Here is a 16,258-nt window from a genome sequence, read left to right as displayed (position 1 = left end):
GGAGTGGACCGTCTCGTAACGGGACCGGCGAAGCCCCTGCCCCCCACGTCGTGCCGGGCGCCTGCGGGCGCCCGGCACGGACCTCCACCCCTCCCCACACCCAGGAGACGCCCATGGGCCGTCAACACCTGTCATCGACCTGGCGCACCGCCCTGAGCGCGGCGCTCGTCCTCGCCGGCGCGCTGGGCGGCCTGACCGCGCCGTCGGCCGCCCAGGCCGCCACCCCCACAGTCGTCACCATCGACGGCGCCAAGCCGGGCCTCACCTTCGACGGCGTCGGCGCCATCTCCGGCGGCGGCGGCAACTCCCGCCTGCTGGTGGACTATCCGGAGCCCCAGCGCAGCCAACTGCTCGACTACCTGTTCAAGCCCGGCTACGGCGCCTCGCTGCAGGTGCTGAAGCTGGAGATCGGCGGCGACACCAACTCCACCGACGGCGCCGAGCCCAGCATCGAGCACACCCGCGGCACCGTCGACTGCCACCAGGGCTACGAGTGGTGGCTGGCCGAGCAGGCCAAGGCCCGCAACCCCGACATCAAGTTCTACGGCCTGTCCTGGGGCGCCCCCGGCTGGATCGGCAACACCGGCAGCGGCGGCAACTTCTGGTCCCAGGACAGCGTCAACTACCTGATGGACTGGATGGGCTGCGCCACCCAGCACCACCTGAACGTCTCCTACCTCGGCGGGTGGAACGAGCGCGGCTTTGACAAGGCCTGGTACGAGAACCTGAAGAGCACGCTCGTGGCACGCGGTTACGGCGCCACCAAGGTCGTCGCCGCCGACGACACCTGGGACGTGGCCGACGCCATGGCCACCGACCCGGCATTCAAGAACGCCGTCGACATCGTCGGCGTCCACTACCCCTGCGGGTACATGAGCGACTTCAGCAGCTGCCCCAGCCCGGCGAACGCCCAGGCGCTCGGCAAGCCGCTGTGGGCGAGCGAGAACGGCTCCGAGGACGCCGACGGCGGCGCCCCGGCGGTGGCGCGCGGGATCAACCGCGGCTACCTCGACGGAAAGATGACTTCGTTCATCAACTGGCCGGTCATCGCCGCGCTCTACCCCGACCTGTTCTTCTCCACTGACGGCATGTCGATCGCCAACCAGCCCTGGTCCGGCACCTACAGCATCGGCAAGACGACCTGGGTCACCGCGCACACCACGCAGTTCACCAAGCCCGGTTGGCGCTACATCGACTCCGCGAGCGGGTACCTCGGCGGTGTGCGCGCCAATGGCAGCTACGTCACGCTGAAGGGCGCGAACAACCGCGACTACAGCACCGTGATCGAGACCCTGGACGCCGCCGCCGCCCAGACCGCGAGCTTCACCGTCACGGGTGGCCTGTCCACCGGCAAGGTCCACGTCTGGTCCACCGACCTCAACTCCACCGACCCCGCCGACTGGTTCGTCCACCAGCAGGACGTCACCCCGGCCCACGGCACGTACACCCTCACCCTGCAGCCCGGCCGGGTCTACACCGTGACCACCACCACCGGACAGGGCAAGGGCACCGCCACCCCGCCGCCCGCCGCGCCGATGAAGCTGCCCTACGCCGACAGCTTCGAGACGCCCGCGACGACCACCTCGCCGAAGTACTTCGCGGACATGAACGGCGCCTTCCAGACCGTCGCCTGCGGCGGCGGCCGCACCGGCACCTGCCTGCGCCAGATGGCCCCGACCAGGCCGATCAACTGGACCGACGAGCCGTACAACGCCCCGTACACGATGATGGGCGACGGCAGCTGGTCCAACTACACCGTCACCGCCGACACCCTGTTCGAGCAGTCGAGCACCGTCGAACTCCTCGGCCGGGTCAACCAGCAGGGCCGCAACAACAACGGCCTGAACGCCTACCACCTGCGGGTCAGCGACACCGGCGCCTGGTCCATCGACAAGAGCGACACCAGCTGGCACTTCACCACCCTCGCCGCCGGCACCACCACCGCCCTCGGCACCGGCCGTTGGCACACCGTCGCGCTCACTCTGGACAACGCGACGCTGACCGCGAGCATCGACGGCACCGCCGTGGGCAGCACGACCGACGCCAGCTTCACCAACGGACGCGCCGGCCTCGGCGTGACCGGCTACCAGACCGACCAGTTCGACAACTTCGCCCTCACCCCCGGCACTCCCGCCACCCACACCGGCCCGATCGCCTCCGCCCTGCCCGGCACCTGCGCCCGACCCACCGCCGGCACCAGCGGCGCCGCCGTGCAGCTGTGGGCCTGCGACGGCAGCGCCCAGCAGGAGTGGACCCGCACCAACGGCACCCTCACCCACAACGGCAAGTGCCTCGACGTCACCGGCCAGGGCACCGTCAACGGCACCACGGTCGGGCTGTGGGACTGCAACGGCGCCGCCAACCAGCAGTGGCTCCCCCAGCCGGACGGCACCCTGAAGAGCACCCAGTCCGGCCGCTGCCTCGACGACCCGGCGGCGGCCACCGCCAACGGCACCCCGCTGGAGATCTGGGACTGCAACGGCGGCACCAACCAGCGGTGGACCCTGCCGTAGCCCCCGGCGCTCCTGAGCCGACCCACCGCACCGTGCCCGGTCCCGAGCGGCAACCACCGCCCGGGGCCGGGCACCCGCGTTCGCGGGGTGTCCGGAATTCGCAGGTTGTTCGTAATGAACGATTGTGTTCCCTATATCCCGGGAATACTGCCGGGGCCAGTGATCGAACTCGTCCCCTCCCCGTCGCTCGCTCCCACGCTCTTGGGGGACCTGCCATGGCCACCTCGCGCGCCCTGGCCCCGGCTCCGCCCGCACTCGCACGACGCGGCCCGCACCCGGGGATAGCCCTCACCGTCATCGCGGCCACCCAGCTGATGGTGGTGCTCGACGTCACGATCGTGAACATCGCCCTGCCGCACATCCAGCAGGCGCTGACGTTCAACACCACCGACCTCTCATGGGTCATCAACGCCTACACCCTCACCTTCGGCGGGCTCCTGCTGCTCGGCGGACGGATGGGCGACATCCTGGGCCGCCGGCGCGTCTTCGTCGTCGGCGTCCTGCTGTTCAGCTTCGCCTCGCTGCTCGGTGGCCTGGCCACCTCCCCCGCCTGGCTGCTGGCGGCCCGCTCGCTGCAGGGCATGGGCGGGGCCATCGCCTCGCCGACCGCACTCGCGCTGATCGCGACCAACTTCGAGGAGGGCCCGGCGCGCAACCGCGCCTTCGGCGTCTACTCCGCCGTCGCCGGGGCGGGCGGCGCCGTCGGCCTGCTCGCCGGCGGCATGCTGACCTCCTGGTTGTCCTGGCGGTGGGTGCTCTTCGTCAACGTGCCGATCGGCCTGGCGATCGCGCTGCTGGCGCCGCTGTACATCAACGAGTCCGAACCGCGCCCCGGGCGCTTCGACCTGGCCGGCGCGTTCACCGCCACGGCGGGCACGGTCTCGCTGGTCCTCGGCTTCATCCGGGCCTCCGATCACGACTGGACGGACTCCGTGACGCTCACCGCGTTCGGCCTCGCCGTGGTGCTGCTGGCGGCCTTCCTGTTCAACGAGCGACGGGTGCCACAGCCGATCACCCCGCTGCGACTGTTCCGCGACCGCAACCGCGCCGGCGCCTACGCGCTGATGCTCTGCGTCGCCGCGACGATGTTCAGCGTCTTCTTCTTCATCACGCTGTTCGTCCAGGACATCCTCGGATTCAGCCCGCTGCGGGCCGGCTTCGCGTTCCTGCCGATCAGCGTGGCGATCGTCACCGCCGCCCAGTTCGCCGCCCGCAACCAGTCGCGGTACGGTCCCAAGCCCTTCCTGGTGACGGGCTCGCTGCTGGTGCTGGGCGGGGTCCTGTGGTCCACCCGGCTCGACGTCCACACCGGCTACCTCGGAGGGGTCCTCGGCCCGACCCTGCTGTTCGGCTTCGGGATGGGTTCGATCTTCGTCCCGGTGATGCTGACCGCCGTCTCCCACGTGGCCCCGCACGAGACCGGCGCGGCCACCGGCACGCTCAACACCACCCAGCAGGTGGGCGGCTCGCTGGGCCTGTCGATCCTGGTCACGGTGTACGGCACGGCCAGCCGGAACGAGACCCGGCAGCAGGTCGGCGCGTTCCTGCGGCAGGCCGATCCGCAGCAGGCGGCCGCGTTCGAGGCGACCGGGAAGCTTCCGGCGCCCTACTCCTCGGAGGTGCTGGTGCACGGCATCTCCAGCGCGTTCCGGCTGGGCCTGGTCTTCGCGGCGCTCGCGGTGGTGATCGCCGTGTTCGTCCTCAAGGCCCGCCGGGAGGCGCCGCCCGTCAGCCCTTCGGGGGACGGCACTTGACAGGGCGTCCGGGCATCGAAGACAGTCCATCTTGCAATGGTTTTCATCTTCGATAACCAGACCTCGTGAAAGAGGACACCCATGTCGCTCGACGTCTCCCCCACCCTCCTCGCCCAGGCCGAGCACGGCCAGGTCAGCGAGGCCGACTTCCTCGACACCGTCCGCACCTCCCTCCCCTACGCCTACCAGGTCGTCGCCGGCCTCAGCAGCGAACTCTGCTCCACCGAGGCCGAGTTCACCACCGACAACACCACGCCCACCGACGAGGAGCGCGCCCAGCTGCTGCGCGCGCTCGCCAGCAACGCCATCCGCGGCAGCCTGGAGGGCCACTTCGGCGTCAAGCTCGCCTTCGTCAACTGCCACCGCGTCGGCGCGTTCCGCCCCGGCACCGAGGACGGCGACGCCTACCGCGAGTTCACCTCGCTGCGGAACCAGATCCGGAACCAGAGCCCGGAGCTGCGCAGCTGCTGACCGACGACGGCGCGGCGGGGCCCGTCCGGGCGGGGCCCGCCGCGCTGCGCGAGGGCTTGTCTGACAATTCGCGTCGCATCAGCGCGCGGCGGGAATTGTCAGACAAGCCCTGGGCCGGACGGCAGGTGCCGAGGACGGTGAACCGGGATTGCGCCGCGTAACACGCGGATGTCCGATCCCGCGCCGATCTTGTGGGGTCGCGAACCACCTGCGTACGTTCGAAGGGCACCAACCCTCCCGGCCCGCCCGGCCCTCCCGGGGGCCGCCTCACACCACCCGGAGCCACCCACCATGCCGCCGACCCCACGACCGCTGCGGAAACTCGGCTTCCTGACCATCGGGCTGTTCGACGAGGCCGACCCCCGCCAGGGCCACGAATCCACCCTCGACCTCATCGCCCTCGGCGAGCAGCTCGGCTTCGACAGCGCCTGGCTCCGCCACCGCCACCTCCAGTACGGCATCTCCTCCCCGATCGCCGTCCTCGCCGCCGCCTCCCAGCGCACCAGCCGGATCCACCTCGGCACCGCCGTCACCCCGCTCGGCTGGGAGAACCCGCTGCGCCTCGCCGAGGACCTCGCCACCGTCGACGTCCTGTCCGGCGGCCGCATGAACGCCGGGTTCAGCGTCGGCCCGCCCACCCACTACGACCGGGTCCGCGGCGCGCTCTACCCCGACACCGGCGAACACGAGGACTTCAGCCCCCGCCGCGCCGAGCGCCTCCTCGACCTCGTCCGCGGCGAACCCGCCTCCGACTTCGCCGGCACCGAGGGCATCGAGGTGTACTCCCGTCGGGTCCAGCCGCACTCCCCCGGTCTGGCCGCCCGGCTCTGGTACGGCGCCGGCAGCCTGCGCTCCGCCCGCTGGGCCGGCGAACACGGGCTCAACCTGCTCACCAGCAGTGTCGTCAAGGCCGAGGAGTCCGAGGACTTCGCCGAGATCCAGCTCGCCCAGATCCGCACCTTCCGCGCCCACCACCCCGACGGCGAGCGCGCCCGCGTCTCCCAGGGGCTGGTCGTCATCCCCACCGACAGCGCCACGCCCGAGCAGCGCGCCCGGTACGAGGCGTACGCCCTCGCCCGCACCCCACGCACCCTCGCCCCGCAGGGCCCGGCCCGGATGGTGTTCGCGCCCGACCTGGTCGGCACGTCCGCGGAGATCGCCGAGCGGCTGCGCGCCCACGCCGGGCACCGGGAGGTCGACGAGGTCGCCTTCGCCCTGCCGTTCACCTTCGCCCGGGAGGACTACGTCCAGATCCTCACCGACATCGCCACCCGCCTCGGCCCCGCCCTCGGCTGGCAGCCGGCCACCGGGCGCGGCTGACCGGCCGGGGCCCTCAGCCGGCGGTTGCCCGGAACACACCGAGGAGGGAGCCGTGCCGATCGACGACAACTCGAACAGGCGAGCCCCTGGTCGGGCCCAACCCCCACGGTATGGGCGGGGAGCCACCCGGGACACGGGATCGGGCGGGTTCTGGCCAGATGACTAAGCGCTTGCTTAGAATCAGGCGTCCGGAGCAGGACCCAGCACGCCCACAGGAGACGCCATGACCGCGATCAACCGTCAGATCCGCCTCGCCCGCCGGCCGGTCGGGGAGGTGCAGGCGGACGACTGGGCGCACGGGGCGGAACCGGTGGAGGCTGCGGGGGCCGGGGAGTTCGTGGGGCGGACGCGGTACATCTCGCTGGACCCGGCGATGCGCGGGTGGCTCGACGACCGTCCGTCGTACGTTCCGCCGGTGGCGCTGGGCGAGGTGATGCGGGCCGGGTCGGTGGTGGAGGTCGTCGAGTCGAACCACCCGAAGTACCGGGTCGGCGACCACGTGGTGGGGACCTTCGGAGTCCAGGAGTACGTGGTCTCGGACGGCAAGGGCACCCTGAAGATCGACACCGCGCTCGCGCCGCCGTCCACCTACCTCGGCGCGCTCGGCATGCCCGGGATGACGGCCTACTTCGGGCTGCTGGACGTCGCGGCGCTGAAGGAGGGCGAGACCGTGGTGGTCTCCGGCGCCGCCGGGGCGGTCGGCACCATGGTCGGGCAGATCGCCAAGGTGAAGGGCTGCCGGGTGGTCGGCATCGCGGGCGGCCCCGAGAAGTGCGCGCTGCTGACCGGCGAGCTGGGCTTCGACGCGGCGATCGACCACCGCTCGGAGGACGTCCGCAAGGCGCTGCGCACCCACGCCCCGGACGGCATCGACGTGTACTTCGACAACGTCGGCGGCGCCATCCTGGACGCCGCGCTGACCAGGCTCGCGATGCACGCCCGGGTGGTGATCTGCGGGGCGATCAGCCAGTACAACACCGAGACCGCCGTGCAGGGCCCCTCCAACTACCTGTCGCTGCTGGTGCGGCGGGCCCGGATGGAGGGCTTCGTGGTGTTCGACTACGCGCGCCGGTACCCGGAGGCGGCCAAGGAGCTCACGGGCTGGATCACGGACGGCCGGATCAAGGTCAAGGAGCACGTGGTGGAGGGCACGGTGGACGACTTCCCGGAGGTCCTCGGGATGTTGTTCCGCGGGGAGAACACCGGCAAGCTGGTGCTGCGCCTGGCCTGAGCGAAGGCGCCCCGGGCGGCCGCCCCGCCCCACGCGCTCCGATCGACGGCCGGTCGCCGACAACCACCGCCCCGGGTCCGGCTGCTGACGGTCCGTACGGGTCGGCCGCGCCGGAACCCCGGCTCCCGACCAGACCCTCGCCAAGCTCACCGCCGCCATCGCGGCGGCCGGCGGCCCGGCCTACTCCTACCGCCGGATCGACCCGGTGGACGGCCAGGACGGCGGCCAGCCCGGCGGCAACATCCGCCAGGTGTTCCTGTTCCGCACCGACCGCGGCCTGAGCTTCACCGACCGGCCCGGCGCCGGCTCCACCACCGCCGACTCGGTCGTCAACAACGGCGGCACGCCCCTACTCGCCTACTCCCCCGGCCGGATCGACCCGACCAACGCGGCGTTCAACTCCAGCCGCAAGCCGCTCGCCGGGGAGCTCCGCTGGAACGGCAAGCCGGTCACCGCCGGCGGCGCACCGACCGACCTGCCCCGCACGCTGCCGCTGCCCGAGCGCTACACCTACGTGTACGAGGGCAACTCCCAGGTGCTGGACCACATCCTCATCTCCGGCGCGCTGGCGGCGAAGCCGTACAGCTACGACATCGTGCACATCAACAGCGAGTTCAGCACCCAGCTGAGCGACCACGACCCGCAGGTCGTGCGGATCCCGCTGCCCTGACGCGGGGCGCCAGCGCGGTGCCGGCCTCCCCGGACGGGGAGGCCGGCACGGTCAGGACCCACGCCGGGCACCCGCCGGCCGAGTGCGCCGCCCGGGACCGCGCACAGCCGGTCATCACCGCCTACCGCGTGGCGCTCGTCGACTCCTGACGGGCGCCCTCGGTACGGGCCCCGGTCCAGGCGGCCTCGCGCAGCAGCCGCAGGCCGTTGAGACCGACCAGGACGGTCGAGCCCTCGTGGCCGAGCACGCCGAGCGGCAGCGGCAGGGTGGCGACCAGGTCCCAGACGACCAGGACGGAGATGAACACCCCGGCGAGCACCAGGTTCTGGGCGACCAGGCGGCGCGCCCGGCGGGACAGCGCGATCACCGCCGGGACGGTGGCGAGTTCGTCGCGGACCACGACCGCATCGGCGGTCTCCAGGGCCAGGTCGGAGCCGGCCCGGCCCATCGCGACGCCGGTGTGGGCGGCGGCCAGTGCCGGGGCGTCGTTGACCCCGTCGCCGATCACCAGCACCCTGCGCCCGGCGGCCTCCTGTTCCCGCACGGCCGCGACCTTGTCCTGCGGCAGCAGCCCGGCGCGGACGTCGGTGATGCCGGCCTCGGCGGCCAGGTGGGCCGCGGCGCGCGGGTTGTCGCCGGTGACCAGCATCGGCGCGGTGCCGGTCAGCGCGGCCAGGGCGGCGACGGTGTCGGCGGCGTCCGGGCGCAGCCGGTCGGCGATGCCGATCAGCCCGACCGGGGCGCCGTCCGCCTCGACCACGACGGCGGTGCGGCCGGCCTGCTCCAGTTCGGCGGCGACGGCGGCGGCGCGGGCGGAGGGGGCGTCCTCACGGCCGTCGAGCAGCCGGGCGGGCGCGGCGACGGCGATCACCCGGCCGTCGACGGTGGCGCTGACGCCGATGCCGGGGGCGGAGGTGAAGTCCTCGGCGGCGGCCGGGGTGAGGCCGCGGCCGCGCGCGGCGGCGACGATCGCGCGGCCCAGCGGGTGCTCGCTGGGGTGCTCGGCGGCGGCGGCCAGGGCCAGCAGGGCGTCCTCGTCCAGTCCGGAGCCGGCCAGCGGGCGCAGTTCGGTGACCCGGGGGGTGCCCTCGGTGAGGGTGCCGGTCTTGTCCAGGGCGACGGCATCCACCTGACCGAGGCGTTCCATCACCACGGCGGACTTGACCAGGACGCCGTGGCGGCCGGCGTTGGCGATGGCCGACAGCAGTGGCGGCATGGTGGCCAGCACCACGGCGCAGGGCGAGGCGACGATCATGAAGGTCATCGCCCGGAGCAGCGAGCCGGTGAAGGCCGCGCCGAACGCGAGCGGGACGGCGAAGACGGCGAGGGTGGCGGCCACCATGCCGAGCGAGTAGCGCTGTTCGACCTTCTCGATGAACAGCTGGGTGGGCGCCTTGGTCTCGGACGCCTCCTCGACCATCGCCACGATCCGGGCGATCACCGTGTCGGAGGCGTCGCGTTCGACCCGGATCCGCAGCGCGCCGGTGCCGTTGAGGGTGCCGGCGAACACCTCGTCACCGCGCTCCTTGGCCGCCGGCAGCGGTTCGCCGGTGATGGTGGCCTGGTCGACCTCGCCGGCGCCGTCCAGCACCCGGCCGTCGGCGCCGATCCGCTCGCCGGGCCGCACCAGGACGGTGTCGCCGACGGCGAGTTCCTGCGTCGGGACGGTCTCCTCACCACCGTCGGCACGCAGCCGGGTGGCGGTGGCCGGGGCGAGGTCGAGCAGTCCGCGCACCGAGTCGGCGGTGCGGGCGGTGGCCAGGGCCTCCAGCGCGCCGGAGGTGGCGAAGATGACGATCAGCAGGGCGCCGTCCATGACCTGACCGACGGCCGCGGCGCCGAGGGCGGCGACGATCATCAGCAGGTCGACGTCGAGGGTCTTCTCACGCAAGGCCTGGAGCCCGGCCCAGGCGGGTTCCCAGCCTCCGGTGGCGTAGGCGAGGGCGTACAGCGGGCCCCAGGCCCAGGCGGGGGCACCGGTGAGCTGGAGCGGCAGGGCGATCAGGAACAACACCGTCGCGGCGGCGGCCCAGCGGGCCTCGGGCAGCGCGAGCACCCGGGTGCGGCGCCGCAGGGCGGGGACCGGAGGTGCGAGCGGGGGCGCGGGGCGCTCGGTCAGGGTGGCGGGCATGGCAGGCGGGACCCTTCGGGCAGGCCGGACTCACTACCCGCCCAGGATACATGTACATATGAACGCTCTTTCATTCTTCGGTCCCGCCCGCGTCGCGACTCCTCCACCACCTCCGTCCGCCGCTCCTCAGCGCCACACCCGTGGCCTGGCCGGGCCCCGACCGCGAGACGGCCGGGGCCCGTTCGGCTCCGCGCCTCAGGAGGGCCGGAGGGTGAGCGCGAACTGGGGCAGCACCAGGAGGAGCAAGGCGACTCCGGCCTCGATCCAGCGGTACTTCGCGCGGATGATCGCGCTGGTCCCGGCCAGCGAGGACAACAGCGGCCCCACCGGATCGCGCCCCGCGCGCTCGAAGGCACCGCGCAGCCCGTCCACGCCCACACCCCCCGCGATGTGCCCGAAGTAGGCAGGGCCCGCCGGGGCACGCCGCGCACCCTTCCGGTACCGGGGGACGAGAGCGACCACGAAGCAGGCCGCGGCCAGCAACGCACTCGCCACGGCGGTCCACCACAGGACCTGGGCCGCCCAGGCGCGGGAGCCGGATCCGCCGTCGTCGCCGCCGCTCAGCGGGATGAAGACCCCGAGGAGCGCGCCGGTGAACGCCAGGAACACGGCGGCCTTGGCATCGGCCCGCGCGAGCTCCGCGCTGTTGGCGGCCACCAGACGTTCGATCGCCGCCACCGTCGGCGACCCCGGCACAGTCGTCGCCCGCCGGCTGGAGCACCCGGCCGGCGGGCGACGACGTCGCCCCTGGGGCGACCGCCCCGGCCCGGCCGCCGCGCCGTGCGACGCCCGCCGTACCGCGCCTCGGCCGGCGGCGGTCCTGGTCACACCGGCCTCCCGTTCGCCACGCCACCCGCCCAGCCGTTGGCCTGCGAGCGGATCTTGACGAACTCCGGCCCGGGGCTCTGCGGTCCCGGCCCGGGCACCCGCCGGCCGAGGGAGACCAGCCGGTCCCTCAGCATCCGGGACATCTCCTGCTGCTCCTGATTACTCAACGTGCCGAGCATCATCGCCAGTTGATCCTGCCAGGTGGTCTCGCCCCGGAGCAGGTCGGCGTGACCGACGGCCCAGTCCAGGACATCGCGGACCTGTTCCGGGTGCCTCGCCAGCCAGAGCGCCGCTAGCGACACCGGGCCCTCCTGGACGGCCCGACGGCAGAACGCGTACTCGTCCTGGCTCCTGTCCGTCCAGTTGTAGGGCACGTCGGCCCCGTCCGGATCCCCCAGCCGCAGTTCGGCGTCGTGCTCCCGGGCGGAGACGTCCGTGACGCGGTAGCCGAGGCCGCAGTCCGGCATCAGGTGGGGTGCGGCGAGGTACTGCATCAGCTCGGCCGCGCTCAGCCGGTGCCCGGCGGTGGCGAACTGCTCTCTGAGCTGGCGCAGTCGCCGGTCGAGATCCTTGCGGACCGGCAGCCAGCCCCGCGCGGTCCGCGTCCGCACGACGTTCGCGGCGTCGTGGACCCACCACAGGACGTGGATGTCCACCGATTCGGTGCCGTACGGGGTCGGCAGGCCGGCCGCCCGGGTGCCGGACCGTTCGTCGAGATCGACGAGGTACGCCCCGACGAATCCGCGCAGCCCCCGCGGGGCGGCCAACTGGCCGTCCGCTTCCGGGTCTTCACCCGCGAGTGCGCGGCGGCGGTGTCCCGACAGATGGTAGAGCCCGTCCCGGTCCTGCAGGACGAGGGCCCGGTCGCGCCGCCCGGACCAGCGGTGGCGCAGGATCTCCCGCCAGGGCGCCTGGGTGGCGCGGGTGTAGACGGGCGGGTCGCTGTCGGCGGTCATCGGGGTTCTCCGTTCGCAGGGACGGTTCGGTGCGGCTGCGGTTCGCCCCGGCGCCAGGCGTCCAGGGCGTGCTGGGCGATGTGCCGTCCGGCCAGGTCGCGGTCGGTCTGGCGCTCGATCTCGACGAACAGGCGCATTTCACCGATGCGCATCTCCTGGGCGAGCGCGGTCAGCAGCGTCTCCACCGCGGTACGCAGCGGTTCGTTCCAGGCCGCCGAGGTGCACCAACCGAGCAGTGCGCTGCAGGTCCGGTCGAAGAGGCCGTCGTGGTTGAGCGAGCTCCGGACGAAGGCGATCACGGTGTCGGTGAACTCCCCCACGGTGAGCAGCTGTTCCTGGAACCAGGACCGGTCCCACAGCAGTTGGGGAAAGGCGTGAGCCGCGAGCTCGGCCCCGTGCCCCGGACGGTCCGCCCAGTCCACCAGGTGGCGCAGGACGGTCGACTGGTTACCTGCGACGAAGAGCTCCCACAGCGAGGAACGGACGGCCCTGGCGACCACGTCCTCCTCGCCCGCCCACCCCCGGTAGCAGTTCCGCAGAAGGGACAGTGCGAGCTCCGGCCGGGACGTCCCGAACTCCCGGCCGCAGGCGTCGGCGACCGTGGACCGCACCCGCCAGCTGCCTTCCCTGCTCCAACGGTTGAGGCGGTACTTGACCTCACCGGCCAGGACCGGGTCCTGCGCCGCGATGCCCAGCGCCGCCGCGGCCGTGCTGCGGCTTCGCCCGCGCTCGGATCCGGCCAGCTTGAGAATGTGCACCAGGGCCCGCCGCCCACCGCCCCATCCGGCGGCCAGTCCCATGACGCGGCCCACCGGCTCGGCCAGTTCGGTCTCCCTTCCGGGCACGTCGTCCATCCAGTCGGTCAGCAGTCCGGACAGCTCGCCGTACTGCCGCCAGACATGCCGCAACACCGTCTCCGCCTGCCGGTGCCGGGTGAAGCGCACCGGTTCCACGGCGTAGGTGAAGCCGGAGCTCGCCCGGATCTCGACGGGTGCGCACTCGGCCCGGACCGTCGCCAGGAGTTCGTCCAGCGAGCGCCGGAAGACGAACCGCGGGTTCGGCCGGAGGGCCTCCCCGCGCACCGCCCGGGCCGGTCCGCCGTCCTCCCCGCCGCCCTCCCGCAGGACGGAGTCGAGGCGCCCGTCGGCCAGTCTGAGCAGCCGGTCGGCCTCGTCCCGGACGATCCGGTGGTCGAGCCCCTCGAAGACGCTGGTCGCCAGCAGGAACGCGAGTCCGTCCGGGTCGTCGCGGAGCTTCTTCAGCAGGTCGGGGACCTCCTTCTCGGCGAGGAAGCTGAGCCGCCTGCCGAGATCGGCGAGATCGGGGCCCTCGTCGCCGGCCCCGGCCACCTCGGCGACCAGTTCGGCGACCTGGGCGGGCATCAGTTCCGACGCCAGGAGGTCGTCCAGCCCCGGTCCCAATCGCTCCAGCAGCGCTCGGCGCCGGGCGGGGTCGGGCACGGCGGCCTTCATCCGCGTCTCGAAGACCGCGCCGGCCGGCGGGGGAACGCAAGGCATCGGGGTGAGGTCCGACTCCCGGGCGAGGCCGCGGAGCAGGTCCGCGTCGTGCGGCAGCATGACCACCATGCGAGCGTCGGCGACTCTCAGCAGGCGGCGGAGGTTGGCGATCACCGCCGGGCCGAGTCGGACGGTGGGCAGCAGGCCGTGCACCAGGTACCCGCGGGCCTCGGAATCGCCTGGGCGCCACGCGGACAGGTCCTCGTCGCTGTCGAGCGCGCGCAGCTTCATGCTGCGACCGCTGTGCTGGAACAGCAGGTTGAGGGCCGCGGTGCGGCGCCCGGTGCCGGACTCGCCGGCCAGGAAGAGCAGGCCGGTGTCCAACTGCGCCAGTGCCGACGGGAACCACTCGGGCTCGGCGAACCCGGCTTGCGCCTCCAGGATCTCCGGTGCGGAGATCGGCCCTTCGTGCGCCTCCACCCGGGGCCCGCCCGCGCCGGACGCCGCTCCGGCGTTCTCGACGCGCTGGTCCCCGTGCACCGAACCGGTGTTGATGTTGCCGTTCGGGGCGTAGATGACATAGCGCCGATCGGGGCCCGGCCGGCCACCGAGCCGGCCGGGGAACCCACCGTCGAGGTCGTCGAGGTCGGCGAAGTCGTCGGCCTCGTCCAGGTCCCCGGACCCGGGCGCGGTCCCGCCCTGGTCCAGTGCCCGGCGGTCGGGGCCGCCGTCCGACCGGGGAGCACCAGCGGCCGGGCCCGGCGCGGAGGAGCCGTTCTCGGCGCTCACCGGCGGCGCCCCTTCCGGTCGCCGTGGATGACGTCGCCCAGGTTGCCGTGGACCGTACCGGCCTTGTGGCCCGCCACGTAGTCGCCCCCGAAGGAGTCGCCGCGCACCTCGGTGACGTGCTGACCGCCCTCCACGTTGGTGACGCTCTGGCCGCCGTGCACCGTGCCGGTGTTCAGGTTTCCGCCGTCGGCCCGGTAGCTCACCGCCCCGTTCCCCGCGCTGCCACCGTCCACCTGCCCGGCCGCCGGCTCCGCCGCCTCGGCCCGTACGCGTTCGTGCTCCCCGACCACGGCGTCGCCCAGGATGCGGCGGTCGTAGAGGTTGCCCGAGGGAGCGGGCACGTACAGCCACGCCCGCTGGTCGAACTTCTTGCCCTCGACGGTGGCCGGCACCTCGATGAAGTGGTCGGGGTGCCGCCCGGTGAAACCGCCGGCCACCGCGTCCTGGTAGCACCGGTCGGAGAGGATGGCGGCGACCTGGGTGATGCTCTCGTTGGACGCGGCCAGCATCGCCTTCACCGGACGGGAGTCGAGCAGGCGGTGGGTGTCGTTGCGGGGCGTGCCGTTGCCGTCGAACTCGCCGCCGGTGTCGGGCAGCGGCCCGATGTGGAGGCTGACCCGCAGCCGGATCCGCACCGTCCCGACCGAGTGCACGTTGAACTCGGTGAGCGTCTCCTGCAGGGTGTGCAGCCACGGGTGGATCAGGAACGGCATCCACGCCGGGTCGAACCCGAAGACGTACCCGTCGCCGGTGGACGCGGGGAACCTCCGACCCTCCCAGACCTCGGCGAGCCCGGCGCGTTCGAAGGACCACTGAAGGACTTGCGGGACGGCCTGGCTGATCATGCCGTGCTCGATGGCCGGGTAGCCGGTGAAGTCCTTGGCATCGACGGCCACGATCCCCCGGTACGGCGGCAGCCGGCGGCTCCGGCTGAAGGGCAGGGCGCTGGCCTCGGGCAGCGGCTGGTCGAACTGCGGCATGTCTGCTCCTCGTGGTTCCCGTGCGGACCTTGTGCCACCAAGCTTCGCGAGCGGGCGCCGCGCGGTGTGCACACTCAGTGCGGAAACCTGGTGACGGCCGTCACACGAACCGACGCGACGTCAGCCGCGCACCCCGGCGCCCACCCGCCCGAGCGCGGCCAGGTCGCCGATGACGATGGACTTCCGCCCGGCGTGGACCTGGTGGGAGCCGAGCTCGGCCAGGCCCGAGGTGACGGTGTTCCGGGACACCCCGAGGTACTGGGCCAGCTCGTCGCGGGTCAGGGCGAGTTCGATCGGCCGCCCCGACGGCCCCGCCGGGTCGGCCGAGACGTCGGCCAGCATGACCAGGGCGGCTGCCAGACGGACCACGACGTCGCCGCCGCTGCGGGCCAGGTCCGACTCCCGCAGGCGGCCGATGGCGTAGCGCACCATGACCGGGAACAGGTCCCGGTCGGTGACGAACCGCAGGAACGCGGCCTTGGCGAGTACCGCGACCGTGCAGTCCGAGATCGCCTGGACGCTCGCCGAGCGGACCCCGCCGTCCAGCACGGCCACCTCGCCGAGCAGTTCACCGGGCCCGCGGAACGCCAGCAGCCGGAGGTCTCCGTTGCGTTCCCGTCGGGTCACCTTGGCCACCCCGCGCAGCAGGGCGAGCACGTGCGTTCCGGGCTCCTCCTGGCGCAGCAGGGTGGCGCCGATCGGATGCCGGCGCTCGAAGGCCTCCCCCAGCATGCTCCGCCAGGTGGCGTCACCCATGAGCCGGCGCAGGGTCTGACCCAGCGGGTCCGGCGTTTGGCCGTGATCGTTCATGCGATGACCCTAGGGCCTGTCTTCAAACCCCCGCCTGCGTGGCGGCGTTGGGTTTGAAGACAGGCCCCGGAGCCGTCACGCCGACCGCGCAGACGGATGCGGGCTCCGGTGGGTTTTCCCGTCGCCGCGCTGGTGGCGGCGGCTCCCGCGCGGGTGATCAGCTGGCGGAATGTTGACGTCGCGGGGCTCCCGTAGCACGAACTGGTTTCCGAGGGTGGGGACTTGGCCGGGAAACCCTTCGCATGAGCGAATCCGGGGCGGGTTGGCGGTGCGGGCGGGGCGGGGCGAGAAGCCTGGTGGCGGGACGGCGGCCGGCCGGGGCTGCCACTGGCGTGCGAGATGTCCGGC

11 protein-coding genes and 1 pseudogene are annotated in these 16,258 nt (G+C 72.9%); 6 read left to right on the top strand and 6 right to left on the bottom strand.

Features of this window, described 5'->3' with window-relative positions; translation table 11 throughout:
• Positions 1-113: 113 nt before the first annotated feature.
• The 6 genes and pseudogenes from ACIO5E_RS34775 to ACIO5E_RS34750 all read left to right on the top strand — a co-directional run.
• A complete protein-coding gene (locus ACIO5E_RS34775) occupies positions 114-2,513 on the top strand; it encodes a ricin-type beta-trefoil lectin domain protein (RefSeq protein ID WP_400675753.1) in 2,400 nt (799 codons plus the stop codon).
• A gap of 215 nt (positions 2,514-2,728) precedes the next feature.
• Entirely contained in the window at positions 2,729-4,267 is a 1,539-nt protein-coding gene (locus ACIO5E_RS34770) for an MFS transporter (RefSeq protein ID WP_400675751.1), read from the top strand.
• An 81-nt stretch (positions 4,268-4,348) separates the two neighbouring features.
• Positions 4,349-4,738 carry an SCO5389 family protein gene (locus tag ACIO5E_RS34765; protein ID WP_400675749.1) on the top strand — a complete coding sequence of 130 codons (390 nt, stop codon included), beginning with the start codon at positions 4,349-4,351 and terminating at the stop codon, positions 4,736-4,738.
• Positions 4,739-5,029: 291 nt separating this feature from the next.
• Positions 5,030-6,058, top strand: coding sequence for an LLM class flavin-dependent oxidoreductase (locus tag ACIO5E_RS34760; RefSeq protein ID WP_400675747.1), 1,029 nt, complete (start codon positions 5,030-5,032; stop codon positions 6,056-6,058).
• A 223-nt stretch (positions 6,059-6,281) separates the two neighbouring features.
• Complete coding sequence (locus ACIO5E_RS34755; protein WP_400675745.1) at positions 6,282-7,289, top strand: NADP-dependent oxidoreductase; 1,008 nt, start codon at positions 6,282-6,284, stop codon at positions 7,287-7,289.
• A 112-nt stretch (positions 7,290-7,401) separates the two neighbouring features.
• Positions 7,402-7,959: pseudogene (locus ACIO5E_RS34750) on the top strand (endonuclease/exonuclease/phosphatase); the annotation flags it as partial.
• 121 nt (positions 7,960-8,080) lie between these two features.
• Here the strand turns inward: ACIO5E_RS34750 and ACIO5E_RS34745 are convergent.
• From ACIO5E_RS34745 to ACIO5E_RS34720, 6 genes are all read right to left on the bottom strand, one after another.
• Positions 8,081-10,090, bottom strand: coding sequence for a heavy metal translocating P-type ATPase (locus tag ACIO5E_RS34745; protein WP_400675743.1), 2,010 nt, complete (start codon positions 10,088-10,090; stop codon positions 8,081-8,083).
• A gap of 195 nt (positions 10,091-10,285) precedes the next feature.
• Positions 10,286-10,768: a Pycsar system effector family protein gene (locus tag ACIO5E_RS34740; RefSeq protein WP_400675741.1), complete on the bottom strand. Its 483-nt coding sequence runs from the start codon at positions 10,766-10,768 to the stop codon at positions 10,286-10,288.
• A gap of 146 nt (positions 10,769-10,914) precedes the next feature.
• Positions 10,915-11,874, bottom strand: a complete 960-nt coding sequence (locus ACIO5E_RS34735; protein WP_400675739.1) for a hypothetical protein — start codon at positions 11,872-11,874, stop codon at positions 10,915-10,917.
• Positions 11,871-14,120, bottom strand: coding sequence for a hypothetical protein (locus ACIO5E_RS34730; RefSeq protein WP_400675737.1), 2,250 nt, complete (start codon positions 14,118-14,120; stop codon positions 11,871-11,873). Before ACIO5E_RS34730 ends, ACIO5E_RS34735 begins: the two co-directional genes overlap by 4 nt.
• The gene (locus ACIO5E_RS34725) at positions 14,117-15,100 is read right to left on the bottom strand and encodes a hypothetical protein (protein ID WP_400675735.1); all 984 of its coding nucleotides are present in this window, start codon (positions 15,098-15,100) and stop codon (positions 14,117-14,119) included. Before ACIO5E_RS34725 ends, ACIO5E_RS34730 begins: the two co-directional genes overlap by 4 nt.
• 120 nt (positions 15,101-15,220) lie before the next feature.
• Entirely contained in the window at positions 15,221-15,910 is a 690-nt protein-coding gene (locus ACIO5E_RS34720; protein WP_400675733.1) for a Crp/Fnr family transcriptional regulator, read from the bottom strand.
• Between the last annotated feature and the right edge of the window lie 348 nt (positions 15,911-16,258).

This window comes from Kitasatospora sp. NPDC087314, assembly GCF_044744365.1.
Lineage (GTDB): Bacteria > Actinomycetota > Actinomycetes > Streptomycetales > Streptomycetaceae > Kitasatospora.
Note: the sequence above shows the minus strand (reverse complement) of the source record. Positions and strands in the feature narration are given on the sequence as shown.

Bases quoted from the DNA above. Each gene is read 5' to 3' on its own strand.
- ACIO5E_RS34775 (WP_400675753.1), top strand. From the start codon at position 114: ATGGGCCGTCAACACCTGTCATCGACCTGGCGCACCGCCCTGAGCGCG.
- ACIO5E_RS34770 (WP_400675751.1), top strand. From the start codon at position 2,729: ATGGCCACCTCGCGCGCCCTGGCCCCGGCTCCGCCCGCACTCGCACGA.
- ACIO5E_RS34765 (WP_400675749.1), top strand. From the start codon at position 4,349: ATGTCGCTCGACGTCTCCCCCACCCTCCTCGCCCAGGCCGAGCACGGC.
- ACIO5E_RS34760 (WP_400675747.1), top strand. From the start codon at position 5,030: ATGCCGCCGACCCCACGACCGCTGCGGAAACTCGGCTTCCTGACCATC.
- ACIO5E_RS34755 (WP_400675745.1), top strand. From the start codon at position 6,282: ATGACCGCGATCAACCGTCAGATCCGCCTCGCCCGCCGGCCGGTCGGG.
- ACIO5E_RS34745 (WP_400675743.1), bottom strand. From the start codon at position 10,090: ATGCCCGCCACCCTGACCGAGCGCCCCGCGCCCCCGCTCGCACCTCCG.
- ACIO5E_RS34735 (WP_400675739.1), bottom strand. From the start codon at position 11,874: ATGACCGCCGACAGCGACCCGCCCGTCTACACCCGCGCCACCCAGGCG.
- ACIO5E_RS34725 (WP_400675735.1), bottom strand. From the start codon at position 15,100: ATGCCGCAGTTCGACCAGCCGCTGCCCGAGGCCAGCGCCCTGCCCTTC.
- ACIO5E_RS34720 (WP_400675733.1), bottom strand. From the start codon at position 15,910: ATGAACGATCACGGCCAAACGCCGGACCCGCTGGGTCAGACCCTGCGC.